The sequence below is a fragment of the Nocardioides montaniterrae genome (genome assembly GCF_054782655.1).
The window spans coordinates 33443-60293 of the sequence record NZ_BAAGSB010000011.1; the positions used below are offsets into that span (position 1 = coordinate 33443).

Here is a 26851-nt window from a genome sequence, read left to right on the forward strand (position 1 = left end):
AGACCTAGGCCGCCCGGGCCAGCTCGCCCTCGGCCTCCTGCTCCTCGGCCGGCACCTCGGGGAAGACCCACCGCCGGTAGGCCCAGAACCGGAAGAGCGTGCCGAGCACGACACCCACCACGTTCGCCGAGATGTTCTGGGCGATCGCCGACGTCAGGCCCAGCAGGTAGTAGCTGGTTCCGAGGCACGCCAGCGAGATGGCCAGCCCGGCGACGTTCAGCGCCGAGAACAGCAGGTACTCCCCCGCCACCCCCACCCGGTCGCGCTGCCCACCACGGTGGGCGAACGTCCAGGCACGGTTCACGGCGTACGAGAACGTCGCGGCGACGACGACGGCCACGGTCTTCGAGGTCAGCGGCCCGAGCCCGACGACGACGCGAGCCAGGTTGAAGGCGCCGAGGTCGACGACGAACGCGGCGCCTCCGACGACGCCGAAGCGGGCGGCCTCACCGCGCGTGCCGGTGCTCATCGGCCCACCCCCAGCGGGCATCCGCCCAACCTGCTCGTGGTGAGCATCATCCGGGCGAGCACCTGCCAGGCGTCGCCGTAGTACGTCGGGACCCGTCGGCTGATCACGTCGGCGTCGGCGAGCGCCACCGCTGCCGCCGTACGCCGGCCGGCGGCTGCCTCGACGGCCGACCGGGCCGACCACGACAGGGCGCTCGAGTAGGCCACGACCGGATGACCCTGAAGGTCGTCGACGGCACGGGCGTCGGCATCGCGCTCGAGGATGAGCCGCTGGCTGGCGGCGTTGGTCCGGTCGGCCGACGCGCACGACTCGACCTGCCGCAGCGGCACCCGGGCGGCCTCGAGGCCGTGCACGACCGGCTCACCCGACGGCCCGGTCGAGGCGTGCACCGAGCCGTCCTGACCGACGGACGCCCAGTCCGGGACCAGCCGGCGGGTCGGCGCCAGCCGGCTGATGACCGTGCGGCCGCCGATCTCGAGCTGCTGCCAGCGTCGATCACCGGTGGCACGGTGGAGCACCCGCGCCGACACGGGCGAGAAGTAGCTCGGGTTCACCAGGTACGGCGGTGTCCTCGCGGCCCACGGCCCGGGCAGCAGCAGCCGTCCGACCGCCGACCGCACCGTCTCCCGGTCGAGGATCGCGGTCCCGAGCCGCTTGCCGGCCACGGTCAGTCCCGACCGGCCGAACGCCCGGCCGGCGAGGACCAGGGCGCGGGCCGCGTCCAGGTCGGCATCGGCGGCGCTCTGCGGGTCGACGACCGCACCGTCGCGCCAGTGCCAGCTCAGCAGCCCGTCGCGCCGCTGCAGGTTGGCGCGGGTCCAGCTCCAGATCCGGTCGAAGGCGGACCGATCGCCGATGCCGAGGGCGATCAGCATGGCGTAGGCCTGCCCCTCGCTCACGGTGTCGCCTCCTTGATCCAGGCGTACGACGCGACCGGTGTCGTCGACGTACCTGTCCAGGAACGCCCGCGCACGGTCGCGGGTGGTGGCGGCCGTCGTGGTCCCGGCAGCCGCCTCGCCGGCCGTGCGGCCGCCAGTGACGTGCGTGGCGCTGCCGGCGACGATCGCCGAGCCGACGGCACCGGCGACGACGCCGGCCGCGACCAGGGGCACCGCTCTGGTGAGTCCGCTCATCGGTCTCCCCCCGACCTCTGCGGGCCCGCGACGACCCGGCGCACCTCCACCCGGTCCATGCCGTGGCCGTACGCCGACACGAGCCGCGAGTGCTGGAACGCGCCGACCAGGACCGGGTAGGCGCCCCCGCCGGGGGCGGTGCCCTGGGTCGCGAGCGAGCGACGCATCGACTCGGTGACCAGCACGTAGCTGTAGTCGCGCCACCCGTGCGGCGTCAGCCGCATCACGGCCGGGTCCGTGTCAGCCTTGTAGTACCAGACGACACGCTGACGCGGCCGACCCGAGCGCACCAGGTCGACCCACACGGCGTCGTCGACGAGCAGCCGCGCGTTGCGCGGCGCGTGCGTCTCCAGCCAGCGCTCGGCGCTCGCCATCGGCCGGTCCTGGTCCTGGGTCGTCAGCCGGTGCAGGCCCGTCGCCCAGGACGGTACGGCGACCAGGGCCACCGCCACCGCCGCGAGGACCGCGGTCGAGCGACGCCAGCCACCCCGGCGTACGCCGACCTCGACGAACGCTGCGATCGCGAGCGCCGCGAACGGCAGCAGACCGATGACGTACGGCACGGGCAGGTAGCCGGGCCGCAGCAGCAGGACGACCTGGAGCAGGAGCGCGAACGCGAGGGGACGCAACCGGCGGTGTCCGAGGAGGACGACCGCAGCGATCACGCCGGCGGCCAGCAGGAAGGCGTCATAGTGGAGCCAGATCGCGACCGTCGCGAACGCCTGCGTCCCCCGCTCGAGGACGAAGCCGCTCGACTGGCGGGTGAACAGCTGGAACTTGATGCCGTCGACCAGGCTGACGTGGCCCGCACCGGGCAGGAGCTCGCCGCGCAGTGCCGCGAAGACGACGTAGCCGAGGCAGAGCATCGCGAAGAGCGAGCCGGCCACGGTGAAGGTGTAGCGCCGGGTGGCGCGGTGCGCGTTCGACCAGGCCCACCACAGCAGAGCCGGCGCCAGCAGGACCAGCGTCTCCTTGGTCAGGACCGCGACCGCGAAGCACGCCGCGGCACCGATGAGCGACATCAGCTCCCGCCGTCGCGGCGCGGCGAGCACGAACGCGCCGAGCAGCCACGGCATCGCGACGTTGTCGAGGAAGACCATCCGGTGGAAGGCGACCGCCACGGGCGACAGCGAGAACAGCAGCACGCCGAGGGCGGCGGCCGGCCGGGACAGGCGCATCCTGCGCGCGAGCAGCCACAGCAGGACCACCGAGACCAGCTGGGCGACGAGCATCGCCTCGCGGCCGGCCATCACCGCCGGCACCACCCGTCCGAACCCGTCGGTCAGCGTCGTCCAGAGCGCGATCTGCAGCCAGCCGAGCGGCGGGTGGTCGTACCAGTAGGTGTAGTGCGCGAGCTGGTGGAAGTGCTCGAGCGCGTAGGCCTGGGCGACATAGGTGCCCTCGTCGTCGACCCGCTCGGGCGCGGCGTACATGCCCCATGCCTGGACGGTCCCGGCGACCAGGAGCAACGCGGCCACGACGGCCAGCGACGCGCGGTTGCGGAGCAGCTTCTCCCGCAGCGTGGGGCGGCTCGGTTCGAGGACCTCCGGGGACGGAGGTACGTCGACGTGCGGGCGGTCGATCACGGCGGCCATCAGGCGGCCTCCTCGACGACCGGGGCCGGCGTACGGGCTGCGTCGAGGTGCAGACCCGCGTGCTCGGTCTTCTCCCAGCCCCTGCTGCCGACGACCTCCCGGACGACCGCACGCATCGCGGCGAACGCGAGCAGCAGCTGGTACGGCACCGCACCCAGGACCACGCGCACGTAGTCACGCAGCCGGACCGGCAGGCCGTAGCAACGGGCGAAGTCGCCCACCGCCGCGGTCTCGACGGCGAAGGTGACGACCGTCGGGACGATCGGCAGCAACGCCACCATCGCGACCGGCAGGGGGACGTGCACGGTGAGCATGAGGACCAGCGAGACCGGGACCAGCAACCCCGTCATCGCCTGCAGGAACGGCATCGCCAGCGTGTAGCGGGCGAGCGCACGCTGGCGCCACGACGGCAGCCGCCGCCACTCCCCCTTGCGGTAGACCTGCAGGAACCCCTGGTTCCACCGGGTCCGCTGCTTGACCAGCGCCGGCACCGAGCTCGGCGTCTCCTCGCGGGTCACCAGGGCGGGGTCGTAGCTGACCGCGACCGCGGCGCCGTCCGTCGACAGCCGGACGCCGAGCTCGCAGTCCTCCGCGAGGCACTCGCCGTCCCAGCCGCCGGCGGCACGCAGGAGCTCCGTGCGCACGAAGACGGTGTTGCCGCCGAGAGGGATGAACCGCTGGGCGGCGTGGAAGTGCAGCCGGCTGCGGAACCAGAAGTAGTACTCCAGGCAGTTGCGCAGCGCCCACCAGCTCGACTGCAGGTTCATCAGCTGTACGCCGCCCTGCACCACGTCGGCGCCCGACTCGGCGAAAGCGCCGTCGATCCGCCGCAGCAGCGCGGGATGCACGTCGTCCTCGGCGTCGAAGACACCGACCACGTCACCGCGGCACAGCGGCAGCGCCGTGTTCATCGCCTTGGGCTTGCTCTTGGGCACGTGGCCGTCCACGACGACCCGGACGATGCCGGGATGGCGATCGGCGGCCGCGCGGGCCACCGCCTCGGTGCCGGGGTCGTCGTCGCCGACGATCGCCAGCACCTCGAAGGCGGGGTGGTCGAGCTCGGCGAGCCGGTCGAGCGTGTGCCCGAGGACGGCCTCCTCGTGGCGCGCCGGGACGAGCAACGAGAACGAGCGATCGGTGAGCCTTCGACGGCTCGGGAAGCCGGTCGCCTCCAGGACGTCGGCACCCCACCAGGCGTGCAGCATCCACCACAGGGTGGTGGAGGCGACGACCGTGAGGCCGAGCGAGACGACGACAAGTGCGATGGACAGCAACGTGACGAACACAGTTTCCCCCAGGGAGTGAGTCGGATCGACGCCCCTGGGAAGAACTCACCCGGGACTCGACACGACGCCCGGTCACGGGCGTCAGGCCTGATTCACTTCCCCGCCCACCGTAGCGAGACGATGTCAGAACTCAAGCGCGCGGCGCGTCAGGCTCCACCCGGAACGCCTTGAGCACCGTCGCGAGCATGGCGTAGTGCCCGACCAGGAGGACCAGCTCGATCCGCTCCTGCTCGTCGAAGAGCCGACCGAGCTCCTCCCACAGGACGTCGGAGATGTCCTGCTCACCGACCAGCTCGTCGGCGACCCGCAGCGCCAGCGCTTCGCGCTCGGTCAGCGTGGCGGAGTCGAACGTCCCTTCGGCCGCAGCGACCTCGTCCTTGGACAGGCCCGCCCGACGTCCGAGCCGACGGTGCTGGGTGAGCTCGTAGTCCGAGCCGAGCAGCGCGGCGACGCGGAGGATGACCAGCTCGGCCTCGCGGCGGGCCAGCTTGCCGCCGGGCATCAGCTTGCCGGCGAAGTGCAGCCAGCCCCAGAACAGACCCCGGTGGCGACCGAGGGTGAGGAACACGGCCGGCGGGTTCGTGCCGGTCACCCGGCCGGCGATCCGGGCGAACCCGGCGATGACGGGGCCGACGTCGCGCCACCCGCCGGGGGTGATCCGCGGCTGCTCGTTCATGGTGTCCTCTGTGCCTTCTCGACGGCCGGGAGCACCCGGTTGGCGCCGAGGTTGAATGCCCGCATCGCGAGCGCGTAGCCGGGCGGGAACCAACGCTGCAGCAGGTGCACGAGTCGGATGTCGGCCGAGGTGTAGACCCAGTAGCGGTTGCGCAGGGCGCCCCGCCAGATCGCCTCGGCGGCCTTCTCGGGCGAGACCGCACGCTTCTGGAACGCCCGGCGGGCACGCACGAACGCCTTGCTCTGCTGGTCGATCCCGGCGATCCGGATGGTCTCGACCAGGCCGGTGTCGACACCTCCCGGGCAGACCAGGCTGACCCCGATCCGGTGCTTGCGCAGGTCGAAGCGCAGCACCTCGGAGACGCCGCGGAGCCCGAACTTCGAGGCGCTGTACGCCGCGTGCCACGGCATCGCGATGATCCCGGCGGCCGACGAGACGTTGACGAGCTGGCCGCCACGACCGGCGTCGATCATCGCCGGCACGAACTCCTCGATCACGTGGATCGGGCCCATCAGGTTGACGTCGACGAGCCGCTGCCAGTGCTCCGGCTCCAGGCTGCGCACCGTTCCCCAGATCGCGATCCCGGCGACGTTGAGCACCACGTCCATCGATCCGGAGGCGGCGCTCGCCTCGGCGGCGAGGCGACGTACGTCGGCATGGTCGGCGACATCGGCCGCCGAGGCCAGTGCGACCCGTCCCCCGCGGGCACGGATGCCGTCAGCGACCTCGGCGAGCGCGGTCTCCGCGATGTCGGTCAGGTGGAGGACCGCGCCGGCGTCGGCGGCCTGCTCGGCCACGGCCCGTCCGATCCCGCTGGCCGCGCCCGTGACGAGCACGTTCTTGCCGGCCAGGTCCCGGATCGGCCTCACGGCTCGGCCCGTTCGGTGCGCTCGCTCACAGGAGCCGCCTGAGCGGCTGGAGCAGCGCCTCGGTGAACCGGCGGTGCAGGTCACGCGCCTCCCACTCGCCGGCGGTGAGCTCGAGGCAGTTGGACTCGTCGACGAGGAACACCTGCTCGAGCTCGGCGGCCAGCGTGCTGTCGATGACCTCGAGGTTGATCTCGTAGTTGCCCTGCAGGCTGAGCCGGTCGATGTTGGCCGTGCCGACGGTGCACCAGTTGCCGTCCACGGTCGCGGTCTTGGCGTGGATCATCGCGTCCTTGTAGCGCAGGATCCGCACCCCTGACGCGAGCAGCTGGCCGAAGTAACCGCGCGAGATCCAGTCGGCCACCACGTGGTTGGACTTCAGAGGCAGCAGCAGGCGTACGTCGACCCCGCGGCGGGCGGCGTCCTTGAGCGCGTCGACGAAGTCCTGGTCGGGCATGAAGTAGGCCGTCGTGAGCCAGACGTTCGTGCTCGCGCGGTTGATCGCCTCGAGGTACATCGAGCGCACCGGGAACATCCACAGCCGTGGGATGTTGCGCTGGAAGCGGATCCGCGGCTCCCACGTCGATGCGGTCTCCAGCAGCAGCGGCCGCTCCGAGGAGCGCAGCCGCCGACGGCGATTGAGGTTCCAGAAGTCGGCGAACGCGCGCTTGAGGTCCCACACCGCGGGCCCGGTGACCCGGGCGTGGGTGTCGCGCCACTCGGTCTCGTACGGCGCACCGATGTTGTAGCCGCCGATGAACCCGACGTTGTCGTCGACGACCAGCAGCTTGCGGTGGTCGCGGCCGTAGCGCCGCAGGTCGAAGAACCGCCACCCGGCGGCGTACACGGGGTAGCGCAGCACCTTCACGTTCGGTGGGAACCGCTGGAAGGTCGGTGAGACCACCAGGTTGGCGAACGCGTCGTAGATGACGTAGACGTCGACGCCGCGGTCCGCCGCGTCGATCAGCGCCCGCTTGAAACGCTCGCCGGTCGCGTCGCCCTTCCAGATGTAGGTCTCCAGGAGGATCTGACGCTCCGCCGCGTCGATCGCGGCGAGCATGTCGTCGTACAGGTCACGACCGTAGGTGTACGTCGTCACCGACCCGTCCCCGACGCTGACCGTCGAGGGGGCGCGGGTCGGGAACGGCTTGGGCCGCTTCCCACGACGCCGGTAGGAGTCGACCAGCGACATGCTGATGGCGACCACGATCGGTACACCGATCAGCGCCAGCAGCAGACGTCGTACGGCGCTCCGGACTCCCACGTCGGTCAATCTATTGCATGCCTGAGCGGGTTCCGGGCAGGCCTCGGATCAGGACTCCTTGGAGTGCTGGACGACCTCGAAGTTGGAGATCTTCCACTGCCCACCGATGGTCGTCATCGTCATCCGGACGCGCTGCTGGTCGACAGTCAGCGGGTTCTGCGTGTGCGCGACGATGATCTGGTCGACGAATGCGAGGATCTCGACGTGGTGCGCGTCGACGACCCGGTACGCCGCATCGACGATGTCGCCCTTGGCGACCGTCTTCGAGAGCGCGATGACCTTCTCGGTCATCTTGAGGTTCCTGCGGAAGGGCTGCGCCACCTCCGGCGACGTGAAGGCATCCGCCCAGTCGTCGTAGGAGCCCGGCTCCTTCCACGAGTAGGCCTCCATGAGCTCGAGGTCCTTCTTCGCCTGCGCCAGCGCGGCCCGACCCGCGGCCGTGTCGGCCTTCGCGTCCGAGGCCTGGCCGTGCCACTTCACGGCCAGGACGCTCAGGACGACGACGGCGATCAGGAGCAGGGTGCAGGCAGCACCGAGCACCGCGGCGATCTTGCGACCGCTGTTCAGTTCACTCACGGATCAAGAACCTACCGACCAGGTCATCACGGGGCGTGCGCGGCGCCGCGCTGCAGGTAGGACAGCGACGCCGGGCAGTGACCGCCGGTCTGGAACGCCTCGCGCGGACCACGGGGGTCGTGACGGGTCGTGCCGTAGGAGCAACGGCTGTCCTTGTCCGCGATGATCTGGATGTTGAGGTGGTGGTTCCAGACCTTGTTGAGCAGCGACTGGATGCCGGGGGCGTAGTCACGCAGCAGCGCACGCAGCGCCCCGTCGTTGGCCGAGGTGAAGTCGGTGAACGAGACGCCCGTGGTCAAGAAGCCCGGGAGCACCTTGTCGGCGTCGTTGATCAGCTTCACCAGCTCGCTGAACTGGGCCGGAGCCGTCTTCAGCGTGTGGATGAACTCCGGCGAGTAGTTCTTGAGGAACCGCGCCAGGACCTTGGCCGTCGTGCCGAGCTGCGCGAGCTGACCCGCGTTGTCGGTGATGGTGGAGAGCGCGGGTCCGGCGTTGGTGATCAGCCGGTCGGTCTGCGGCCACACCTGGTCGAGGGTGGTCAGCAGCTGCTGACCCTGGTCCAGGATCTGACCGATGTCGTCACCCGTGCCGGCGAGGCCGGTGCTCAGCTCGCCCAGGACGCGCTTGAGCTTCTGCGGGTCGATCTGGTTGAGGACCTTGCTGATCGAGATGACCGTCTGGGTCAGGCTCGTGGGGATGTCGGTCGAGGTGGCCAGGACCGTGTCGCCGCTCTCGAGGTACGGGCCGGACGTCGACTTGTCCTGGCCGCCGACCATCTTCGCCGGGGGCTGGAAGTCGAGGTACTGCTCGCCGACCGGCGACAGGCTGCGCACGACGGCGTGCGACGCCGTGGGGATCTTGTCGGTGGAGGTGAGGCTGACCGTCGCCACCACACCGGTGTCGGACGGCACGATCTTGGTGACCTTGCCGATCCGCACACCGCGGTAGGTGACCTGGGAGCCCTCGAACAGACCACCGGTCTGGGCGAGGTCGACGCTCACGGTCTTGGGCCGCGAGGTCAGCGGCTCGGAGAGGACGGCGGAGAAGATGTACGCCACCGCGAGGATGAACACCAGGACGATGCCGACCACGCTGAGGTACAGCTTGTCCGTGAGGATCTTCTTCACCATCTCAGTTGCCTCCCAGCAGGCTGTTCAGGAGGCTGCCGACCCCGGAGGTCGTGGACGCGAGCCCACCCCCGCCGGGCTTGGTGCCCTTGGTGGTCTTGGTGCCCTTCAGCGGCGAGGTGCCGCTGAGCAGCGGAAGGCTACCGAGGTTGCCGAGCAGACCACCGGTGCCGCTGGTCACGCCGCCGAGGCCGATCAGGTTGAACAGGCTGCCCAGGCTGGGCAGCAGACCACCGAGGTCCAGGCTGTCCAGGTGCAGGTTGAGCGAGATGTTCAGGTAGTCGTTGGCCACCACGTCGTCGGCCACACCGGCCGCCTTGGCGATCGACTCCAGCGAGGCCTGCCAGCGACCCCGGTTGGAGTTGAACTCCGCCAGGACCGGGCTGACCTGCTTGAGCATCCGCAGCAGCTGCGCCCGCGTCGCGTCGACGGTGCTGTTCGCCGCACCGGAGAACGCCTCCATCGACTTGAGCAGCTTGGTGAAGGCCGGCGTCTCCTCGCGGAGGACCTTCGCCGCAGGGCGGAGGTCGTGCATCGCCGCGTTGATCGTGCCCTTGCGTGCGTTCAGCGTCTTGGAGACCGCGTTCAGCGAGGTGAGGACCTGGTCGATGCTGCCCGACGTCGCGTTGGCCTGGGTCAGGAAGACCTTCGACTTCTGCAGCAACGCCCGGAAGTCGCCCTCGTGACCGTTGAGCGCGGTGTTGAGCTCGGAGGTCACCGTCTGGAGCTGGTCGAGGCCACCGCCGTTGATCAGTGTCGAGGCCTCCGCCAGCGCGTCCTCGACGGTCGGTGCCGTCTCGGTGGCGGGCAGACCCAGCTTGGCGCCGTCCCCGAGAGCGGGACCGCTCTTGGGGTTGGTGATGTCGATGAAGAGCTCACCGAGCGGCGTCGTGTAGCGAAGGCGCGCGGTGGCGCCCTGGTGCAGCTGGGCGTCCTTGCGGATGGTCAGGTCGATCACGGCGGTGAAGTCCTTCTCACCGATCGAGGCGACCTTGCCGGCGTCGACGCCGTTGATCTTGACCGGAGCACCGACCGACAGGTTGAGGGCGTCACGGAAGTCCGCCTCGACCTTCATCGTGTCGCCGGAGACCCCCGTACCGGGGATCGGCAGGTCGCTCATGGTCAGACCACAGGCGCTCAGGCCGCCGGTCAGGCCGACGAGCACGGTGCCGGCGACTGCCGTGCGGATACGCGGGTTCATCACTGGGCCCCCAGGGAGATTCCGTCAAGGATGTTGCAGAGGTTGCCCGGCAACTGACCGCAGACCGACTGCAGGACTCCGCCCAGCGGGTCGAGGATCAGCGGGTCGATGCGCACCGGCAGGCGCCGGCCGCTCGCGTCGTGGGCACGCTGGATGTTCTGCAGCGCCAACGGCATGACGTGCAGCACCTCACGCAGCGCGTTCTGCTTGGCGAGGATGGTCTTCATCAGCTTCGAGGAGCCACCGAGCGCCTTGACGATCTCGGCACGGTTGTCGACCGAGAACTGCGCCACGACCGTGACGGCCTGGGTCAGGCTCCTCAGCGCCGAGCGGAAGTTCTTGCGCTCGGAGGCCAGGAGCTGGCTCGCGCTCGACACCTGGCGGATGAAGGTGTTGACGGTGCCCTTGTTCGCGGCGATCGTCCCGACGAGCTTGTCCAGCGAGGTGAGCGTCGCTGCGGCGTTGCCACGCTGGGTGGCGAGGCCGTTGATGCCCTCGGAGAGCGAGTGGATCGTCTGGTTCAGCAGCGGGCCACGGCCGCTCAGCGCCTTGTCGCCCTGGTTGATGAAGGCCCGGATGGCGCCGGTGGCGTCCTTGGAGCCACCGATGCCGGTCGCGAACCGGTTGAGGGCGTGCAGCACCTCGTCGAAGTCGACGGGGGTCTGCGTGTGGTCGAGCGGGATCGTGTCGCCGTCGGCCATCTGCGCGCCGCCGTGGTAGATCGGCGCGAGCTCGACGTACCGGTCGGTGGCGACGGATCGTGCGATCACCAGGGCGTGCGCACCGGCGGGGATCTTCTGGTCGCTGTTGATCTGCAGGCTGACCTCGACCTTGTCGCCCATCGGCTTGATCGCAGTGACCTTGCCGACGGGTACGCCGAGGATGCCGACGTCGTTGCCGACGAACAGACCCGCCGCGTCGGCCATGTAGGCCTTGACGGTGATCGTGCCGCCACCACCGATGCCGCAGGAGGTCGTGAGCATCAGGCCCATGCCGATGAGGCATGCACAGAGGATTCGCATCATCTTCGAAGTCATCACGTCACCTCATGTTGTCGGCGGGGAGCGCCGGCGGCTTCAGATAGAGATCGAGGTACGGGCCGTTGCCGGTCGCATTGGCGACGTACCGGACCGCGGGCGCCAGCGTCGTGAGCAGCTTCTGCAGCTGGGCGTCCTCGCCGTTGAGGGTGTCGAGCACCGTGTTGATGTCCTTCAGGGCGGGCTTCAGCTTGCCCTTGGTCGCGTTGACGATCGTGGTGAGCGAGCGGGCCAGGCTGGTCGTCTCGACGAGCAGCTTGTGGATGGCGGCCCTGCGGGCCGTCACCTCGGAGACCACCAGGTTCGTCTGCTTCATCAGGCCGATGATGTCGGCGCTGCTGTCGGAGAGCTGGGTGCTGACGTTGCGCGCCGAGACCAGCAGTGCACCGATCTGCGACGAGCGGTTCGCCACTGCCTCGGACAGCCGGGCGACGCCCTGGAGCGCCGGACCGATCTGGCTCTGGCTCGCGCCGAGCGTCGACGCCATCTGTGTCAGTGCCTTCGCCAGCAGGTTCGGGTTGAGCTGCTCGAGCGAGTGCGAGCCCTTGTCGATGACGTCCTGCAGGTTGAACGGCACCGCGACGGTGCGGAGCGTGTCGCCCGGCATCGAGCCCGTGCCCTTCGGCTCGACCTGGAGGTAGTGCGTGCCGAGCAGCGTCGCGACCTTGACCGCGCCGGTGGTGAGGTTGCCGAGCTGGATGTCCTTGGACAGCGCGAACTTCACCTCGACGTGGTCACCGGCCAGCTTGATGCTGGTGACCTTGCCCTCGCTGACGCCATGGACCTCGACGTCCTCGCCCTTGCGCAGGCCGCCGGTGTTGGCGAGCTCCGCGGTGTACGTCTTGGTGCCGAAGTTCGTGGTGCTGATGATGACCACGCCGACGGCGAGAAGGAGACCGAAGACGGCTCCGACGATGCCGACCTTGAACGGGTCGCGCGCATTCATGGGCTTCATCGACACACCGCCGAGTAGTTGTCGCCGCCCACGGGGACCGTGGAGCTACCCACACCCAGGTACAGCTTGCAGATGTAGACATTGAGCGCGTTCTCGTACGACGTCGCGCGGCCCAGCGAGCCGAGCAGCGTGGTGAACGCCGGTGCCGTGTTGGCGAGCGCCTTGCGCGACTTGGCCAGCGTGGACGCCGTCGTCGTGAACTCGTCGGTCGCGTGGACCAGCGGCACCTTCACCTCCTGCAGCAACGAGCTGGTGCTTCCGACCAGCCTGCTGATGCCGTCGATGGACGAGCCGATCGACTTGCGGTCCTTGGCGAGGCCGGTCATCAGGGCTTCGACCTCCTTGATCGTGGCCTTCAGCTGACCGCCCTGGCCGGCCAGGTTGTCCAGCACCGGCTTGAGGTTGGTCATCACCGCGCCGAACGTCTTGTCACGGTCGGCGAGGAAGTTCGTGAGCTGGCCGGTCTGGCCGAGCAGCGCCTCGATGGACGGGCCCTCACCCTGGAGCACCTTCACCATCGAGGTGGCGAGCTTGTTGACGTCCGCCGGCTGCAGGATCTTGAACAGCGGCCGGAAGCCGTTGAGCAGCTCGGTCAGGTCGAAGCCCGGGTTGGTGCGCGACTCCGGGATCGTCGCCCCGCTCGGCAGCTGCTGGCCCTTGGGGCCGTCCTGCACCAGCGAGAGGTAACGCTGACCCAGCAGGTTCTGGTAGCGCATGACGATCTCGGTGTTGTCGTACATCGGCTGCTTCTTGAGCATGTCGATCTTGACCGTGGCACCGGAGGCCGTGGCCGAGATCGAGGTCACCTTGCCGACACGGACACCCGCAGCCTTGACGTCGTCACCCTTGCGCAGGCCGTTGACGTCGGAGAAGTTCGCGCTGAACTCCTGCTTGTCGCCGCTGACACCGTTGAGCATGGTGTTCACCAGCAGGAACGCGAGGAACCCGCTCAGTACGGTGAACGCGGCGAACTTGATCGCGATCGACCTCAGGCCGGTCATCGGGCTCCTCCCAGAGCAGAGGTGAGGCTCGAGCTCGTCGTGCGGTACGACGGCCGGTCACCGGAGGTGTAGGACGGCGGCACCTTGGTGGTCAGCGTTCCGTCCGCCTGCACGTAGCCGTACTTCACCGTCGACTGCAGACGATCACCCGCGATGAGGTTCACGCCGATCGAGCGGCTGATGCCGACGACGCGGTTGTCGTAGAGCGCGTCGAGCAGCGTCGAGGACCCCCGGATGAACCGGACCAGGTTGGACTGGTTCTTCTTCAGGAACGCCGTGGCCGTGTCAGCCAGGGTGGTCCCGCCGGAGAGCACGGCGCTGATCGCCGCCTGGTTGCCGGCGATCGTCCTGGCGAAGACCAGGAAGTCGTCGGTGGCGTCGAGCAGGTCGGGCGCGACCCGGTTGATGACGGTGGTGGCCTGCGCGAGCTTCTGCAGGTCGGCGCGCACCAGCGGCATCTTCGGGTTGAGCCGGCCGAGGTAGCTGTTCGCGGTCGTGACCATGCTGGCGATCTGCGCGCCGCGGCCGTCGAGGGCCTGCGCCGCCGAGCCGAGCGCCGAGGCGAGCTCGGCCGGGCCGAGAGCCTTGACCAGGGAGTCGATGTCGTCGAGCGCGTCCTGCAGCTCGAGCGTCCCCTGGGTGCTGTCGGCCTGGACGGTGGCGCCGGTCTCGAGGTGGCTCGAGGACGCCTTGCCGTGGACGACCAGGTCGACGAACGTCTTGCCGAATACGGTGGCCGGGAGGATCCGGGCCACGACGTTGCCGGGGACGTGCGCCAGGTCGTCCTTGACCATGTTGAGGTCGATCTCGACCTGACCGTTGCGAGCGCGCTTGATGGCGGAGACCTTGCCGATGATGGCTCCGTTCATCTTGACGTCGGAGCCGTTGACGAGCGCGCCGCCCGCGTTGTCGACCAGCGCGGTCACGTGCGGCGTCGTACCGAACGTGCCGTTGCTGCGCAGCGTGATGAAGGCGCCGATGACAGCCAGCGCAAGGAGGCCGACGAGGCCCCGTCGAGCGAGGGTGTTCCTGGAGATTTCGCGTGCCATGTCAGATCACCCCGCGATCCGGAAGCCGGGGTCGCCACCCCAGAAGATGAGCGTGAGCACCATGTCCAGCACGACGACCGCGACGATGCTCGCGCGGATGGCCATACCGGTCGCTTCGCCGACCGCCTGCGGTCCACCACCGACCTTGAAGCCGTACCAGCAGTGGATCAAGCCGACCGTGAGGGCGAAGATCAGGATCTTGATGACCGAGAACAGGATGTCCCGTCCCTGGATCAGCGCCGAGAAGTAGTGCTCGTACTGGCCGGGCGACTGCCCGAACAGGATGACCGTCGACCACTGCGAGGCGATGTAGCTGCCGATCAGGCCGACCAGGTAGAGCGGGAGGATCGCGAGCATCGTGGCGATGACGCGAGTGGTCACCACGTACCGCATCGCGCTGACCGCCATGACCTCGAGGGCGTCGATCTCCTCGTAGATCTTCATCGAGCCGATCTGCGCGGTGAAGCGGCAGCCGACCTGCGCGGCGAGCGCCAGGGCCGCGATCAGCGGTGCGAGCTCGCGGGTGTTGGCGCTGGCCGAGATGAAGCCGGCGAGCGGCGCCAGGCCGACGATCTCCAGGCCGCTGAAGCCCTCGATGCCGAGCGAGGTGCCGGCCGCGATGGAGAGCAGGACCATGACGCCGACGGTGCCACCGCCGACGAGGAGGGCACCCGAGCCCCAGGCGATGTCCTTGAGCTGCCGGAGCATCTCCTTGGGGTACATCGCGAGAGTGGCCGGGATGCTCTTGAAGACGTCCCAGGCGAACGTCAGGAAGGACCCGAACGTGGCCAGGTTCTTCATGACGCCGTCGGTGAAGCCGACGATCAGGTCGGAGGCGCGGTCGCCCATGCTGCGACCGAGGTGGACATCAGACATCAGGCGCTCCCGGGGAACAGCATCACGTAGGCCTGCGTGAGCGCCACGTTGATGACGGCCAGCAGGATGACGGAGAGGACGACCGCCTGGTTCACGGCGTCGGCGACGGCCTTGGGGCCGCCTCGCGCCTTGAGGCCCTTCTGGGCCGCGACGATGGTGGCGACGAATCCGAAGATGAACGCCTTGATCTCAGCGACCAGGAAGTCCAGCGGCTGGCTCAGGCCGATGAACGAGTCGATGTAGGTACCGGAGGAGACCTGCCCGCCACCGACGACGACGACGAACGCCGTGATCATGGCGGTCATCGCAACGATGGTGGTCAGCAGCACCGACACCAGCAGGGCCGCGAGGATGCGCGGGGCGACGAGCCGCTGGATGGGCGAGATGCCCATGACCATCAGGGCGTCGGTCTCCTCACGCACGGTCCGAGCGCCGAGGTCGGCACAGATGGCCGATCCGACGGCGCCGGCGATCATCAGCGAGGTGACCAGGGGTGCGCCCTGGCGGAGCACGCCGATGCCGTTGACCGCGCCGATGAACGAGTTCGCGCCGATCTGGTTGGCCGCTGCGCCGATCTGGACCGAGGTGATGACGCCGAACGGGATCGACACCAGGATCGTCGGCGCGAGCGAGACCCGCGTCATGAACCAGCACTGGAGGAGGAACTCCGACCAGGAGAACCGCCGAGCCAGGATGTCGGAGAAGCCCCATTGCAGGGACTCCGCCGAGAGCTTGATGAGCTCACCCGTCGTCTCGATGCCGGTCTTGAACCGACCAGTCATGTTGTCAACGAAGGAGCGTCCCGAGGCAAAGACCGCACTCATGCGTGTTCCCCCTGTCCGCTGAGTCTCGCGAGTCCCATCAGCACCCCGTTCTCTTGCAGGCACGACCGGTAGACCGGTCCGTCGTCGAGCCAAACGACTGCCTGTTTCTCGATGTAACAGATATCACGCAATTTGGTCACGCACCCGTAGGTGTCCACGTGGCGCCATTCTCGGACCCCTCCGCGGACGATGGATTCCTGCCGTCCCGAGCAGGAACGGAACCCTCCCCCGTTGGGGCCGCCAGGGTTCGAGGTACGCCGAGAGCCTGGCGTCGTCGAATTCCTGGCCTTCCAGCGCCCACCCCACGTCCCGAGCCACGTGGTAGTCGCCGAATGACACCGCGTCCGGGTCCCCGATGGCCCGCTGACGCACTTCGGCACTGGTCCACACCCCTATGCCGCGCACGGAGCGTAGCCGAACATCGACCTCCTGCGACGCAATGTCGCAGAACTTCTCCCAGGCGTGCGCGCGGCCCGCTACCTCGACGAGGGTGCGAGACCGCGCGGGGTCGATGTGCAGCGCCAGCCATTCCCACGAGGGGATGCGGCGCAGCGTGTCGGCGTCGGGCTGCAGCATCAGGCCGGCCGCGGGCCCGGGCGCGGGCTCGCCGTGACGGCGTACGAGCTCACGGAAGCCCTTGAACGCCTCCTGGCCCGTCACCTTCTGCTCGATGATCGCGGGCACGAGGGCCTCCAGCACCCGCCCGGTGCGGCCGAGCCGCGCATCCGGGTGACGGTGCCGGATCTCCTCGAGGAGCGGGTGGCGCGGCTCGAAGCCGCTCCAGTCGTCGCTCTCCCCCAGCAGGTCCGGCAGCTGGTCCAGCGCCCATCGCGCCCCCGGCCCCCAGGCCTCGGCGTGGATGTCGCCGGCCGCGTCCTGGGGACGTACGGCGAGCGCGACCGGCCCGTCCGGCGTACGACTCGCCCGCCAGCTGACGCCCGTCGCGTCGCGCCGGTGCGTCGGGTCACCGGCGCCCCGACGGTGCTGCGCGAGCATCGCGTCGACCGAGACCCGGCGCCGCGGGTTCCAGACCCGCGCAGCGTCGGCACCATGCATGCTGCCGACTGTAGGGCTAGACCACCTTCTCGCGCGCCCCTTCCGGCGCAGAAGCCTCGACCGCACTAGGGTGAGCGCCGTGAGCACCGAGGGCAGCACCACCCGCCGTCCCCGGCTGGACCAGGAGGCCGTGCTGCAGGCGGCCGACGCGCTCGTCGACCGCGACGGGTACGACGAGCTGACGATGACCTCGCTCGCGGCCGAGCTCGACACACGTGTCTCCTCGCTCTACAACCACGTCGCGAACCTCGAGGACCTGCGCGCCCACATCCAGGTGCGGGCGATGCGACTGCTCGGCGAGAGCGTCCGCACGGCCGCGATGGGCCACGCCGGCGCCGACGGGCTGCGCGCGCTGGGCCACGCGCTGCGCGCGTTCGCCCGCCAGCACCCGCACCGCTACTCCGCGCTGACGCGTCCGCCGATCGACCGCGACGCCTTCTTCCGCGCCGCCCTCACGGCGCTCGAGGCGCTCTCGGTGATGGTGCGCTCGGCCGGGCTTCCCGAGGAGCGGATGCTGCCGACCGGCACCGCGATCTTCGCCGCCCTGCACGGGTTCGTCAGCCTCGAGGTGGCCGGCTACTTCGGCGAGCTCGAGGGCACCGGCGCCGAGGGCTTCGACCTCGACGAGGTCTTCGAGCTGGTCATCCGCGGCGCGGTCACCGCCGCGATCCTCGAGGCCACCCACTGACGCCATGCTCCTCACCACGCTCGTCGACGTGTCGTCAGCAGTGGGGGCCACGCGGTCGCGCAAGGAGAAGGCCCGGCTGATCGCCGAGCTGCTCGTCGCGGCCGATGCCGGTGAACGCGGGCTCGTCGCCCACTACCTGAGCGGACGGCTCCGACAGCGGCGTACCGGTCTGGGCTGGCGCAGCCTCCAGGCGCTGCCCTCCCCCGCCGACCGGCCATCCTTGGAGGTCGCCGAGGTCGACGCCGCCTTCCAGGCCATGTCCGAGCTGTCCGGGCCCGGCTCCGCCGGAGCTCGTACGACGGCCGCCACCGAGCTGTTCGCCCGCGCGACCGCCGACGAGCAGGCGTGGCTGCGCGCGATCACGGTCGGCGAGGTCCGCCAGGGCGCGCTCGAGTCGATCGTCACCGAGGCACTGGCCGCGGCCGCCGCCGTCCCGCTCGCCGCGGTCCGGCGGGCGGCGATGCTGGCCGGCGGTGCGACGTACGTCGTCGAGGCGGCGTTCGAGGGCATCGCGGCCCTCGAGGCGGTCGGCCTGACCGTCGGCCGGCCGGTCCTGCCGATGCTGGCGTCGTCCGCCACCGATGTCCCCACGGCGATCGCCAAAGCCGCCGGGCACTCGGGCGAGGTCGGTGTCGACGCCAAGCTGGACGGCATCCGCATCCAGGTGCACCGCGACGGCGAGGAGGTCACCATCGCCACCCGCAGCCTCGACGACATCACCGCCCGCCTGCCCGAGGTCGTCGATCTCGTCCGCTCGCTGCCGGCCCGCTGCCTGGTGCTCGACGGCGAGGCGCTGTCGCTCGCTGACGACGGCCGGCCGAGGCCGTTCCAGGAGACGGCCTCCCGTACGGCGACGCGGGCCGGCGACACGGTCGTCTCGCCGTACTTCTTCGACGTGTTGCACCTCGACGGCGAGGACCTCATCGACCGGCCGGCGCACGAGCGCTGGGAGGTGCTCGAGCGGCTCGTCCCCGCCGCCCACCGCGTACGCCGCTGGGTCGGGTCGTCGCCCGAGGAGGCCACTGCGTTCGCTGCGTCCGTGCTGGAGGACGGCCACGAGGGCGTCGTGGTGAAGTCCGTCGACGCGGCGTACGACGCCGGCCGCCGCGGCGCCGCCTGGGTGAAGGTCAAGCCGGTCCACACCCTCGACCTGGTGGTCCTGGCCGTCGAACGCGGCTCCGGCCGCCGCCGCGGCTGGCTCTCCAACATCCACCTCGGCGCCCGCGACCCTCCTCGCCCACCGGCTTCGTGATGCTCGGCAAGACGTTCAAGGGCATGACCGACGAGATGCTGGCCTGGCAGACGCAGCGCTTCGGCGAGCTCGCCGTCGACGACGACGGCTGGATCATCACCCTGCGACCCGAGCAGGTCGTCGAGATCGCCTTCGACGGCCTCCAGCGCTCGACCCGCTACCCCGGCGGCCTCGCCCTCCGGTTCGCCCGCGTCGTCCGCTACCGCGACGACAAGACGGCCGACGAGGCCGACACCATCGACACGGTGCGCGCGCTCCTGTAACTCCTAGTTGCACATTGCGTACACTCCGGGACATGGCGACGCGAGCACCCGAGGCGGACGGACGGCGCAAGGCCGCGGCCGTACGCCGCCGTGCCCGTGAGGCCGACATCATCGCCGCGACGCGCCGGCTCTTCGACGCCAAGGGCGTGCGGGACGTGCAGATCGAGGAGATCGCCGGCGCCGTCGGCATCAACCGCGCGATCGTCTACCGCCACTTCATCGGCAAGGAGGAGATCTTCGGTCTCACCCTGGTCGGCTACCTCGACGAGCTGCACGACGCGATGACCGCCGCCACCGACGGCCACGCCGACCCGACCGCGCGCCTGGAGACGACCGTCGGTGCGTTCGTCGACTTCGGCCTGACCCACCCCGCGTTCGTCGACTGCGCGCAGGCGCTGATGGTCCGCCCCGGCGACGAGCTGCTCGACGAGGTCTCCGAGCGGGTCCTGTTCCGGCTCGGGCGCGCGATGACGTCCTGCATGGGCGTGCTGTCCGACGTGCTCGCCGACGGCATCGCCAGTGGCGACTTCAAGCTCGAGAGCGACCCGGTCGTGCTGGCCAACATGTTCTACGCCAGCGGCCTGGGCGCTCTGCAGCTCGCGCGCCTCGGCATCCTGGTCGGCGAGTCCGCGCCCGGCGTACCCACGCGTGGGCAGATCTCGCCCGAGCAGGTCCGCGAGTTCGTCGTGGCCTCGGCGCTGGCGATGCTGGCGCACCCCGCCGCATCCTGACGGACCCCGCAAAAAACCCACGGGCCGCCCGGATGATCCGGACGGCCCGCGAGGGTCTTGGTTCCTAGAGGCTCACGCCGGCCTCGCTTCGCTCGGCAGCCTTCAATCGCCTCGGCATACGAGCAAGCTCGTCTGCGCTCGGCTCAATCAGGCTTCGAGGATGGCGACGACGCCCTGGCCGCCGGCGGCGCAGATGGAGATCAGCGCACGACCGCCGCCGTTCTCCTTCAGCATCTTCGCGGTGTGGGCCACGATGCGGCCGCCGGTCGCGGCGAACGGGTGACCCGCGGCCAGCGAGGAGCCCTTGACGTTGAGCTTGGTGCGGTCGATCGAGCCGAGCGGCGCGTCCAGACCGAGGCGCTCCTTGCAGAACGCCGGCGACTCCCAGGCGGCGAGGGTCGACAGCACGACGGAGGCGAACGCCTCGTGAATCTCGTAGAAGTCGAAGTCCTGCAGCGTGAGGTTGTTGCGCTGGAGCATCCGGGCGACGGCGTACGCCGGGGCCATCAGCAGGCCCTCCTTGCCGTGCTCGAAGTCGACAGCGGCAACCTCGGAGTCGACGAAGTACGCGAGGACCTCGTGGCCGTTCTCCTTGGCCCAGTCCTCCGACGCCAGCAGGACCGCGGACGCACCGTCGGTCAGCGGGGTGGAGTTGGCCGCGGTCATGGTGGCCGCCTCGCCCTTGCCGAAGACCGGCTTGAGGGTGGCGAGCTTCTCGACGGAGGAGTCGGCGCGCAGGTTGTTGTCGCGCTCCAGGCCGCGGAACGGCGTCATCAGGTCGTCCATGAAGCCGGCGTCGTACGCCGCTGCCATGTTGTGGTGCGACTTCACGGCCAGCTCGTCCTGCGCCTCGCGGGTGATCTTCCACTCGAGGGCGGTGATGGCGGCGTGGTCGCCCATCGACATGCCGGTGCGGACCTCACCGTTGTTCGGCGCCGCGATGCCGATGTCGGCCGGGCGGATCTTGGCGAGCGCCTTGAGCTTGTCGGCCGTGGTGCGCTTGTTGTTGACCGCGATCAGCTTCTTGCGGAGCTTCTCGGAGATCGCGATCGGGGCGTCGGACGTGGTGTCCACGCCGCCGCCGACGCCGACCTCGATCTGGCCGACCTTGATCTTGTTGGCGATGTAGTTGATCGCCTGGAGGCCGGTGCCGCAGGCCTGCTGCATGTCGACGGCCGGCGTCTCCGGGGCGAGCTTGGTGCTGAGCACCGACTCGCGGATCAGGTTGAAGTCGCGCGAGTGCTTGAGCACCGCGCCGCCGGCGACCTCACCGAGGCGCTGGCCCTCGAGGCCGAAGCGGGCCACCAGGCCGTCGAGCGCGGCAGTGAACATCTCCTGGTTGGACGCCGTGGAGTAGGCGCCGTTGGAACGCGCGAAGGGGATGCGGTTGCCACCGATGACGGCGGCCCGACGTACAGAGTTAGCCATGATTCCTATCCTGGGGGCATACGGTCTGGCCCGGAACCCTTTGGGAGCCAGATCACGAAATGTGGACACACAGTTACACAACTAGTTACATAAACTCCCGTTGCGGGCGAAGCCCGCTCTTCCCACCACAGACACAGATTGCGGAGGCGCCCCGCCCATGAGCGACAAGTACCAGGGCTTCGTGAGCTCGCCGATCGGCAAGATCCTCGTCAAGAACCTCGGCCTTCCCAACCCGGTCAAGCTCGACCGCTACACCGCCGGCGACCCGCTGGTCCAGGGAACCGTCCTCGTCGGCGGCAACGGCCGCGTCGCCGAGTCCCTCCCGGGCATGCTCGACGTCGTGGGCATCGCCACCGCCACGGCGCAGGCCGAGGGCGAGAAGTACAAGGGCCTGGTCTTCGACGCGACCGGCATCAAGTCCGTCGACGACCTGGTCGCCCTGCAGGCGTTCTTCACCCCGGTGATGCGCAGCCTGAAGAGCTGCTCGCGCCTCGTCGTCATCGGCACTCCCCCGGAGCTGCTCGAGGGTGCCGAGCGGATCGCCCAGCGCGGCCTCGAGGGCTTCACCCGAAGCCTGGGCAAGGAGGTCGGCAAGGGCGGCACCGTCCAGCTCGTGTACGTCGCCGAGGGCTATGAGTCCTCCGCGCTCTCGACGCTGGCCTTCCTGCTCAGCCCCAAGTCGGCGTACGTCTCGGGCCAGGTCGTCCGGATCGGCTCCAAGAAGGAGAAGCAGGCCGCCGAGGTCGCCGACTGGACCCAGCCGCTGGCCGGCAAGGTCGCCTTCGTGACCGGCGCGAGCCGTGGCATCGGCGAGGAGATCGCCCGCGTCCTGCACCGCGACGGCGCCAAGATCGTCGGCCTCGACGTGCCGCAGGCCGCCGACGACCTGGTCAAGGTCATGAAGGAGCTCGACGGCGACTGGCTGACCCTCGACATCACCGCCGCGGACGCCCCGCAGCGCATCGCCGAGCACCTGAAGAACCAGCACGGTGGCGTCGACATCGTCGTGCACAACGCCGGCGTCACGATGGACAAGAAGCTCGCCAACCAGACCCCCGAGCGGTTCGGCAAGGTCCTCGAGATCAACCTCCTGGCGCCCGAGCTGATCACCGAGGAGCTGCTCGCGCAGAAGGTGATCAACCCCAACGGCCGCATCATCGGCGTCGCCTCGATCGCCGGCATCGCGGGCAACCTGGGCCAGACGTCGTACGCCACCTCCAAGGCCGGCGTCATCGGCTTCGTCGACTCGCTCGCGGGCGAGCTCGAGGACGGCATCACCATCAACGCCGTCGCGCCGGGCTTCATCATCACCCAGATGACCGCGGCCGTTCCGTTCGCGACCCGCGAGGTCGGCCAGCGCCTCAACGCCATGTCGCAGGGCGGTCTGCCGGTCGACGTCGCCGAGACGATCGCCTGGTACGCCTCGGCCGCCTCCACCGCGGTCAACGGCAACACGGTCCGCGTCTGCGGCCAGATGATGCTGGGTGCCTGACATGGCCCTGCCCGTGATGGTCAAGGCCGCGCTCCCGATGGTGCCCGGCGTGAACCAGCTGCCCGGCATCAAGAAGACCGGCGGCGACCTGCCCGACGTGACGCTGCACCGCACCGCTGCGGTGGAGCGCGCGCAGGTGGAGCGCTACAACGCGGTGTGCGGCTTCCCCAACAAGGACGTCGCGCCGATCCCCTACCTCCACATGCTCGCGTTCCCGCTGCACATGGAGCTGATGACCAGCGCAGCGTTCCCGTTCCCGGCGATCGGCACCGTCCACCTCGAGAACTCGATGACCCAGCACCGCCCCGTCGCCATCGGCGAGGAGGTCTCGCTGGCGCTCCGGGCGGAGAACCTGCGGGCCTCCACCAAGGGCAAGGCGTGGGACATGAACGTCACCGCCACCGTCGGTGACGAGGTCGTGTGGGAGTCGACGTCGACGTACCTCCGCATCGGCAAGGGCGACAAGGAGAACGGCGACCCCGGCCTCCCGCTCGAGATGATCGACGTCAAGGGCCCGGTCTGGAAGCTGCCGGAGAACCTGGGTCGCCGCTACGCCGCGGTGTCGGGCGACCGCAACCCGATCCACCTCTACCCGATCACCGCCAAGGCCCTGGGCTTCAAGCGGCACATCGCGCACGGCATGTGGAGCAAGGCCCGCTGCATCGCCGCGCTCGAGTCCCGCCTGCCCGACGCGGTCACGGTCGAGGTCGCGTTCAAGAAGCCGATCTTCCTGCCCGGCAAGGCACAGTTCGGCGCCGAGCAGACGGCCACCGGCTACGACTTCGCCCTGGTCAGCCCGAAGAGCGGTGCCCCGCACCTGCTCGGTCGCGCGACCAGCCTGTAGCTCGCGCTGCGCGTACGACGCCCCGGCCCACCGCAGTGGGCCGGGGCGTCGTCGTCTCAGGAGTCACACGCGTCACCGGCTCTCACCAATTCCTGCACCTCCACCCCGATGCAATGGGGTGGAAGTGCAGGAATCACCGGTGAACCGGTGATTCCTGCGCGAGCGCGCCTCAGTACTTGTTGGGGCGGATGAGTCCCTCTTGGGCGACGGTCGCCACGAGCTCACCGGACTGGGTGAAGATCCGACCGATGGCCAGACCCCGGCCCCCCTGGGCGGAGGGCGACCACTGGTCGTAGAGCCACCACTCGTCGGCGCGGAAGGGCCGGTGGAACCAGATGGTGTGGTCGAGCGAGGCCATCTGAACGCGCGCGGGGTCCAGCGTGTGCGCCGACAGCGTGGCACCGAGCAGCGAGACGTCGCTGGCGTAGGTGAACAGCGCGTTGTGCTCCTGGCGGTCGTCGGAGAGCCGACCGTCGACCCGGATCCAGACCTGCGTGCGGGAGGGGTGCATGTCGTCGGGCTCGAGGCCGAACTGCGAGTTGCCGAGCCACCGTACGTCGAGCGCGGCCCACTCCTTGCCGAGGCCGTCGTCGGTGCCGCGCTTCTGCATCAGCTCGATCATGTCCATGCCCTCGTCGGGGCCCTTGACCGGCGGCATGACGTCCTGGTGGGTGAAGCCCTCCTCGTGCCGCTGGAAGCTCACCGACTGGTAGTAGATCGGGCGGCCGTGCTGGCGCGCCACGACCCGACGGGTCGCGAACGACTTACCGTCGCGCATCGGCTCGACGTCGTAGATGATCGGGATCGAGTAGTCGCCCGCGAGCAGGAAGTAGGAGTGCAGCGAGTGCACGCTGAGCTCCGGGTCGACCGTGCGGGTCGCGGCGATGAGGGCCTGGGCGGCCACCTGGCCGCCGTACACGCGCTGACGCGTGGTCTCGGGCTGGCGCCCGCGGAACAGGTTGGTGTCGAGCTTCTCCAGGTCCAGCAGGGAGACCAGCTTCGCGGTCGCCTCGGGTCCACCACTCATGCCGGATCTCCCCCATCGTTGTTGCGGTCGTCGAGACCGGCGAGGAACTGCTCGAACTGGCGGCCGAGGTCCTCCCCGGTCGGCAGTGGCTCGTCGGTCGCGAGCAGGCTGCTGCCCTCGGCCTCGGCCCGCTGGAAGGTGTCGTACTGCTGCTCGAGGGCATCGACGACGTCACGCACGTCCTCGTTGGAGGCGAGGTGACGGGCGATCTCCTCGTCCCGCTCGGCGGCGCTCGCGTGCAGGTCGGAGAGGTCCAACGTCAGCCGCGCGGCACGCTCGACGTGCTCGAGCAGGCCGATCGAGGCCCGCGGGAAGTCCAGCTGGGCCAGGTAGTGCGGTACGTGCGCGACGAAGCCCTGAGCGTCGTGACCCCACTCGCCGAGGCGCAGCTCGAGCAGCGCCTGCGCCGAGCTCGGGATCCGCAGCTCGCCGCGCCACGGGCTGGAGCCGGTGAGCAGCTCGGGCCGGTTGGCGTGGTGGGTGATCGCGATCGGGCGCGTGTGCGGGACCGCCATCGGGACGGCGCCCATGCCGACGACCAGGCTCACGCCGAACCGCTCGACGACCTCGAGGACGCCGCGGCAGAACGCCTCCCAGCGGGTGTCTGGCTCGGGACCGTGGAGCAGGAGGTACGCCGCACCGCCGGCGTCGTGCAGGAGGCGGACGACCAGCCGCGGGGCGTCGTACGCCTCGTAGTGGTCGCGCACGAAGGACATCGCGGGGCGGCGGGCGCGGTAGTCGTGGAACTGGTCGACGTCGAAGGTCGCGACCACGACCCCGCCACCGGTCGCGCCCGTGCTGACCAGGTGGGCGCACGCCAGCTGACCGGCGTTGCCGGCGTCGAGGAAGCCGTCCAGCGCGATCACCAGCCGCAGCCCCTCGGTGGCATCGAGCCCCTCGAGCTCGGGCACGTCGTCGACGATGTGGACGAGGCGCGGTTGGTTCGACGGAGCGGTCACAGGACCAGCCTAGTGACCCGGTCGCGCCCGCCGACGCTAGGAGCGGTACGTCGCCGCCATCAGTGCCACGCCGCGGCGTACGAGCTGGTCGGGGGTGATGCCGAGCAGCTCGGGGATGACCTCGTCCTGGTCGGCTCCCCCGGCCAACCGGTCGAGCAGGGTCCACAGCATCGAGGACCCGCTGGTGCGCGCGATGTACTCGCACACCCACCAGGACACGGCGTACCAGGCCTCGGCGTTGGGGCCGGCGAAGTCGGCGGTGGTCGGCAGTGAGGTCGCGGTGGCGCCGACGGTCAGCGCGCTGGTCGGCAGGCGGCGCTCGGACCTCATCATCGGACGGACCGAGACCCACTCGGCGACGCCCTCGGTCAGCCACAGCGGCGCGCCGTCACCCCGGCCCCGCAGGGTCGCGTGCGTCATCTCGTGGCGCGCGAGCCGCGCGAAGACCGACTCCGGCTGGCTGAGCACCCGCGGGTTGAACGCGACGCGGTAGCCGGCCGTGCCCTTGGCCGGGTCGTCGAGATCGGCGGGGATCGCGATGGTCAGGCCATCGACACGGTCGGGATCACCGACGGTCTCGCCGCCGAGCTGGTCGATGATCTTCTGGTCGCTGAGCGCATAGACGACCGTGCCCCAGCTGGTGCCGGCCGTGTTCGCCGCCGGGATCGCCAGGGTCGCGTCGTCCTTGGCGTCGGACGCGGTCTTCAGCACGCGGTCGGCGTCGGCGGCCGTGGCTGAGTCGAAGATGCCGAGCACGTTGCCGTACTCGCCGACATGGACATGCTCGACCTCCCACGGCTGGGTGCCCATGTCGTGGCTCTCCTCCCACCCCGGATCGGTGGTGGAGGCCAGGAGGTAGCGACGCCCGTCCGGGGTCGGCTTGAACAGCCAGCGGTCGTAGCTGTTGACCGGCTTGTCGTCGTACCCCTCGAGCTGGGTGGTCGTGCGGATCTCGGCCCAGAAGCTGTCCGTCGTGGGGCCCTTGGCGACGGTGCCGTCGACCACGGCGTAGCTGAGGACCTCGATCGGCAGCTGCTGGATGTTGTCGTAGTAGGTGCGCTGCGCGCGGACGATCCGGCCCCTCGCGACGGTGCGCAGGAAGCCATCGATGTCGTCGTCGTTCAGCATGCGTGCACGACGGTGCAGGTTCTGGTTGATCGACCACGTGACGTCGTC

General features: G+C 69.8%; 27 protein-coding genes. 6 read left to right on the forward strand and 21 right to left on the reverse strand.

All coding sequences use genetic code 11. From position 1 onward, the window contains the following. Positions 1-4: 4 nt before the first annotated feature. From ACYVJ3_RS14130 to ACYVJ3_RS14210, 17 genes are all read right to left on the reverse strand, one after another. Positions 5-469, reverse strand: coding sequence for a GtrA family protein (locus ACYVJ3_RS14130; protein ID WP_460853678.1), 465 nt, complete (start codon positions 467-469; stop codon positions 5-7). Continuing rightward, positions 466-1602 (reverse strand): glycosyl hydrolase family 8, encoded by a 1137-nt coding sequence (locus ACYVJ3_RS14135; protein WP_460853679.1) that lies wholly within the window; start codon positions 1600-1602, stop codon positions 466-468. The genes ACYVJ3_RS14130 and ACYVJ3_RS14135 overlap by 4 nt, the downstream gene beginning before the upstream one ends. After that, positions 1599-3197 carry an ArnT family glycosyltransferase gene (locus ACYVJ3_RS14140; RefSeq protein WP_460853680.1) on the reverse strand — a complete coding sequence of 533 codons (1599 nt, stop codon included), beginning with the start codon at positions 3195-3197 and terminating at the stop codon, positions 1599-1601. The genes ACYVJ3_RS14135 and ACYVJ3_RS14140 overlap by 4 nt, the downstream gene beginning before the upstream one ends. Continuing rightward, on the reverse strand, positions 3197-4483 hold the full coding sequence (locus ACYVJ3_RS14145) for a glycosyltransferase (RefSeq protein ID WP_460853681.1): 1287 nt from the start codon (positions 4481-4483) through the stop codon (positions 3197-3199). The genes ACYVJ3_RS14140 and ACYVJ3_RS14145 overlap by 1 nt, the downstream gene beginning before the upstream one ends. Positions 4484-4613: 130 nt before the next feature. Beyond that, positions 4614-5159 (reverse strand): carboxymuconolactone decarboxylase family protein, encoded by a 546-nt coding sequence (locus ACYVJ3_RS14150; protein ID WP_460853682.1) that lies wholly within the window; start codon positions 5157-5159, stop codon positions 4614-4616. Beyond that, complete coding sequence (locus tag ACYVJ3_RS14155) at positions 5156-6028, reverse strand: SDR family oxidoreductase (RefSeq protein WP_460853683.1); 873 nt, start codon at positions 6026-6028, stop codon at positions 5156-5158. Before ACYVJ3_RS14155 ends, ACYVJ3_RS14150 begins: the two co-directional genes overlap by 4 nt. A gap of 25 nt (positions 6029-6053) precedes the next feature. Continuing rightward, positions 6054-7289, reverse strand: coding sequence for a phospholipase D-like domain-containing protein (locus ACYVJ3_RS14160; RefSeq protein WP_460853684.1), 1236 nt, complete (start codon positions 7287-7289; stop codon positions 6054-6056). A 48-nt stretch (positions 7290-7337) separates the two neighbouring features. Then, positions 7338-7865: a hypothetical protein gene (locus ACYVJ3_RS14165; protein WP_460853685.1), complete on the reverse strand. Its 528-nt coding sequence runs from the start codon at positions 7863-7865 to the stop codon at positions 7338-7340. Positions 7866-7891: 26 nt separating this feature from the next. After that, positions 7892-8995 carry an MCE family protein gene (locus ACYVJ3_RS14170; RefSeq protein ID WP_460853686.1) on the reverse strand — a complete coding sequence of 368 codons (1104 nt, stop codon included), beginning with the start codon at positions 8993-8995 and terminating at the stop codon, positions 7892-7894. 1 nt (position 8996) lies between these two features. Further along, positions 8997-10193 carry an MCE family protein gene (locus tag ACYVJ3_RS14175; RefSeq protein WP_460853687.1) on the reverse strand — a complete coding sequence of 399 codons (1197 nt, stop codon included), beginning with the start codon at positions 10191-10193 and terminating at the stop codon, positions 8997-8999. Continuing rightward, complete coding sequence (locus tag ACYVJ3_RS14180; protein WP_460853688.1) at positions 10193-11230, reverse strand: MCE family protein; 1038 nt, start codon at positions 11228-11230, stop codon at positions 10193-10195. The genes ACYVJ3_RS14175 and ACYVJ3_RS14180 overlap by 1 nt, the downstream gene beginning before the upstream one ends. Before the next feature lie 4 nt (positions 11231-11234). Beyond that, positions 11235-12176 (reverse strand): MCE family protein, encoded by a 942-nt coding sequence (locus ACYVJ3_RS14185; RefSeq protein ID WP_460853689.1) that lies wholly within the window; start codon positions 12174-12176, stop codon positions 11235-11237. Positions 12177-12181: 5 nt separating this feature from the next. Further along, positions 12182-13186, reverse strand: coding sequence for an MCE family protein (locus ACYVJ3_RS14190; protein ID WP_460853690.1), 1005 nt, complete (start codon positions 13184-13186; stop codon positions 12182-12184). Beyond that, complete coding sequence (locus ACYVJ3_RS14195; protein ID WP_460853691.1) at positions 13183-14235, reverse strand: MCE family protein; 1053 nt, start codon at positions 14233-14235, stop codon at positions 13183-13185. Before ACYVJ3_RS14195 ends, ACYVJ3_RS14190 begins: the two co-directional genes overlap by 4 nt. Before the next feature lie 6 nt (positions 14236-14241). Continuing rightward, on the reverse strand, positions 14242-15111 hold the full coding sequence (locus ACYVJ3_RS14200; RefSeq protein WP_460853692.1) for an MlaE family ABC transporter permease: 870 nt from the start codon (positions 15109-15111) through the stop codon (positions 14242-14244). Then, positions 15111-15893, reverse strand: coding sequence for an MlaE family ABC transporter permease (locus ACYVJ3_RS14205; RefSeq protein WP_460853693.1), 783 nt, complete (start codon positions 15891-15893; stop codon positions 15111-15113). The genes ACYVJ3_RS14200 and ACYVJ3_RS14205 overlap by 1 nt, the downstream gene beginning before the upstream one ends. Before the next feature lie 165 nt (positions 15894-16058). After that, positions 16059-16991, reverse strand: coding sequence for a DNA-3-methyladenine glycosylase family protein (locus tag ACYVJ3_RS14210; protein WP_460853694.1), 933 nt, complete (start codon positions 16989-16991; stop codon positions 16059-16061). Between the two features lie 79 nt (positions 16992-17070). On the opposite strand from ACYVJ3_RS14210, the gene ACYVJ3_RS14215 reads away from it, so the two are divergent. The 4 genes from ACYVJ3_RS14215 to ACYVJ3_RS14230 are packed head-to-tail and all read left to right on the forward strand — an operon-like array spanning position 17071 to position 19925. After that, positions 17071-17679, forward strand: a complete 609-nt coding sequence (locus ACYVJ3_RS14215; protein WP_460853695.1) for a TetR/AcrR family transcriptional regulator — start codon at positions 17071-17073, stop codon at positions 17677-17679. Positions 17680-17683: 4 nt separating this feature from the next. Further along, a complete protein-coding gene (locus ACYVJ3_RS14220) occupies positions 17684-18931 on the forward strand; it encodes an ATP-dependent DNA ligase (RefSeq protein ID WP_460853696.1) in 1248 nt (415 codons plus the stop codon). Continuing rightward, a complete protein-coding gene (locus tag ACYVJ3_RS14225; protein ID WP_460853697.1) occupies positions 18931-19194 on the forward strand; it encodes an ATP dependent DNA ligase in 264 nt (87 codons plus the stop codon). The genes ACYVJ3_RS14220 and ACYVJ3_RS14225 overlap by 1 nt, the downstream gene beginning before the upstream one ends. 32 nt (positions 19195-19226) lie before the next feature. After that, positions 19227-19925 carry a TetR/AcrR family transcriptional regulator gene (locus ACYVJ3_RS14230; protein ID WP_460853698.1) on the forward strand — a complete coding sequence of 233 codons (699 nt, stop codon included), beginning with the start codon at positions 19227-19229 and terminating at the stop codon, positions 19923-19925. 147 nt (positions 19926-20072) lie between these two features. On the opposite strand, the gene ACYVJ3_RS14235 is transcribed toward ACYVJ3_RS14230, so the two are convergent. Continuing rightward, positions 20073-21353 (reverse strand): acetyl-CoA C-acetyltransferase, encoded by a 1281-nt coding sequence (locus ACYVJ3_RS14235; RefSeq protein WP_460853700.1) that lies wholly within the window; start codon positions 21351-21353, stop codon positions 20073-20075. 157 nt (positions 21354-21510) lie between these two features. On the opposite strand from ACYVJ3_RS14235, the gene ACYVJ3_RS14240 reads away from it, so the two are divergent. Together ACYVJ3_RS14240 and ACYVJ3_RS14245 are read left to right on the forward strand one after the other, a co-directional pair. Next, on the forward strand, positions 21511-22845 hold the full coding sequence (locus tag ACYVJ3_RS14240; protein ID WP_460853701.1) for a 3-oxoacyl-ACP reductase: 1335 nt from the start codon (positions 21511-21513) through the stop codon (positions 22843-22845). 1 nt (position 22846) lies between these two features. Next, positions 22847-23689 (forward strand): MaoC family dehydratase, encoded by an 843-nt coding sequence (locus tag ACYVJ3_RS14245; RefSeq protein ID WP_460853748.1) that lies wholly within the window; start codon positions 22847-22849, stop codon positions 23687-23689. 169 nt (positions 23690-23858) lie between these two features. On the opposite strand, the gene ACYVJ3_RS14250 is transcribed toward ACYVJ3_RS14245, so the two are convergent. From ACYVJ3_RS14250 to ACYVJ3_RS14260, 3 genes are read right to left on the reverse strand one after another with little or no spacing between them, the layout of a single operon-like run. Then, positions 23859-24716, reverse strand: coding sequence for an acyl-CoA thioesterase (locus ACYVJ3_RS14250; protein ID WP_460853702.1), 858 nt, complete (start codon positions 24714-24716; stop codon positions 23859-23861). Continuing rightward, on the reverse strand, positions 24713-25675 hold the full coding sequence (locus tag ACYVJ3_RS14255) for a PAC2 family protein (protein ID WP_460853703.1): 963 nt from the start codon (positions 25673-25675) through the stop codon (positions 24713-24715). Before ACYVJ3_RS14255 ends, ACYVJ3_RS14250 begins: the two co-directional genes overlap by 4 nt. 36 nt (positions 25676-25711) lie before the next feature. Beyond that, positions 25712-26803 carry a hypothetical protein gene (locus ACYVJ3_RS14260; RefSeq protein ID WP_460853704.1) on the reverse strand — a complete coding sequence of 364 codons (1092 nt, stop codon included), beginning with the start codon at positions 26801-26803 and terminating at the stop codon, positions 25712-25714. Between the last annotated feature and the right edge of the window lie 48 nt (positions 26804-26851).

Coding starts and splice junctions, on each gene's coding strand:
- ACYVJ3_RS14130 (WP_460853678.1), bottom strand. CDS start 469: ATGAGCACCGGCACGCGCGGTGAGGCCGCCCGCTTCGGCGTCGTCGGA.
- ACYVJ3_RS14135 (WP_460853679.1), bottom strand. CDS start 1,602: ATGAGCGGACTCACCAGAGCGGTGCCCCTGGTCGCGGCCGGCGTCGTC.
- ACYVJ3_RS14140 (WP_460853680.1), bottom strand. CDS start 3,197: ATGGCCGCCGTGATCGACCGCCCGCACGTCGACGTACCTCCGTCCCCG.
- ACYVJ3_RS14150 (WP_460853682.1), bottom strand. CDS start 5,159: ATGAACGAGCAGCCGCGGATCACCCCCGGCGGGTGGCGCGACGTCGGC.
- ACYVJ3_RS14170 (WP_460853686.1), bottom strand. CDS start 8,995: ATGGTGAAGAAGATCCTCACGGACAAGCTGTACCTCAGCGTGGTCGGC.
- ACYVJ3_RS14175 (WP_460853687.1), bottom strand. CDS start 10,193: ATGAACCCGCGTATCCGCACGGCAGTCGCCGGCACCGTGCTCGTCGGC.
- ACYVJ3_RS14180 (WP_460853688.1), bottom strand. CDS start 11,230: ATGACTTCGAAGATGATGCGAATCCTCTGTGCATGCCTCATCGGCATG.
- ACYVJ3_RS14185 (WP_460853689.1), bottom strand. CDS start 12,176: ATGAATGCGCGCGACCCGTTCAAGGTCGGCATCGTCGGAGCCGTCTTC.
- ACYVJ3_RS14190 (WP_460853690.1), bottom strand. CDS start 13,186: ATGACCGGCCTGAGGTCGATCGCGATCAAGTTCGCCGCGTTCACCGTA.
- ACYVJ3_RS14195 (WP_460853691.1), bottom strand. CDS start 14,235: ATGGCACGCGAAATCTCCAGGAACACCCTCGCTCGACGGGGCCTCGTC.
- ACYVJ3_RS14200 (WP_460853692.1), bottom strand. CDS start 15,111: ATGTCTGATGTCCACCTCGGTCGCAGCATGGGCGACCGCGCCTCCGAC.
- ACYVJ3_RS14205 (WP_460853693.1), bottom strand. CDS start 15,893: ATGACTGGTCGGTTCAAGACCGGCATCGAGACGACGGGTGAGCTCATC.
- ACYVJ3_RS14210 (WP_460853694.1), bottom strand. CDS start 16,991: ATGCATGGTGCCGACGCTGCGCGGGTCTGGAACCCGCGGCGCCGGGTC.
- ACYVJ3_RS14220 (WP_460853696.1), top strand. CDS start 17,684: ATGCTCCTCACCACGCTCGTCGACGTGTCGTCAGCAGTGGGGGCCACG.
- ACYVJ3_RS14225 (WP_460853697.1), top strand. CDS start 18,931: ATGCTCGGCAAGACGTTCAAGGGCATGACCGACGAGATGCTGGCCTGG.
- ACYVJ3_RS14230 (WP_460853698.1), top strand. CDS start 19,227: ATGGCGACGCGAGCACCCGAGGCGGACGGACGGCGCAAGGCCGCGGCC.
- ACYVJ3_RS14235 (WP_460853700.1), bottom strand. CDS start 21,353: ATGGCTAACTCTGTACGTCGGGCCGCCGTCATCGGTGGCAACCGCATC.
- ACYVJ3_RS14240 (WP_460853701.1), top strand. CDS start 21,511: ATGAGCGACAAGTACCAGGGCTTCGTGAGCTCGCCGATCGGCAAGATC.
- ACYVJ3_RS14245 (WP_460853748.1), top strand. CDS start 22,847: ATGGCCCTGCCCGTGATGGTCAAGGCCGCGCTCCCGATGGTGCCCGGC.
- ACYVJ3_RS14250 (WP_460853702.1), bottom strand. CDS start 24,716: ATGAGTGGTGGACCCGAGGCGACCGCGAAGCTGGTCTCCCTGCTGGAC.
- ACYVJ3_RS14260 (WP_460853704.1), bottom strand. CDS start 26,803: ATGCTGAACGACGACGACATCGATGGCTTCCTGCGCACCGTCGCGAGG.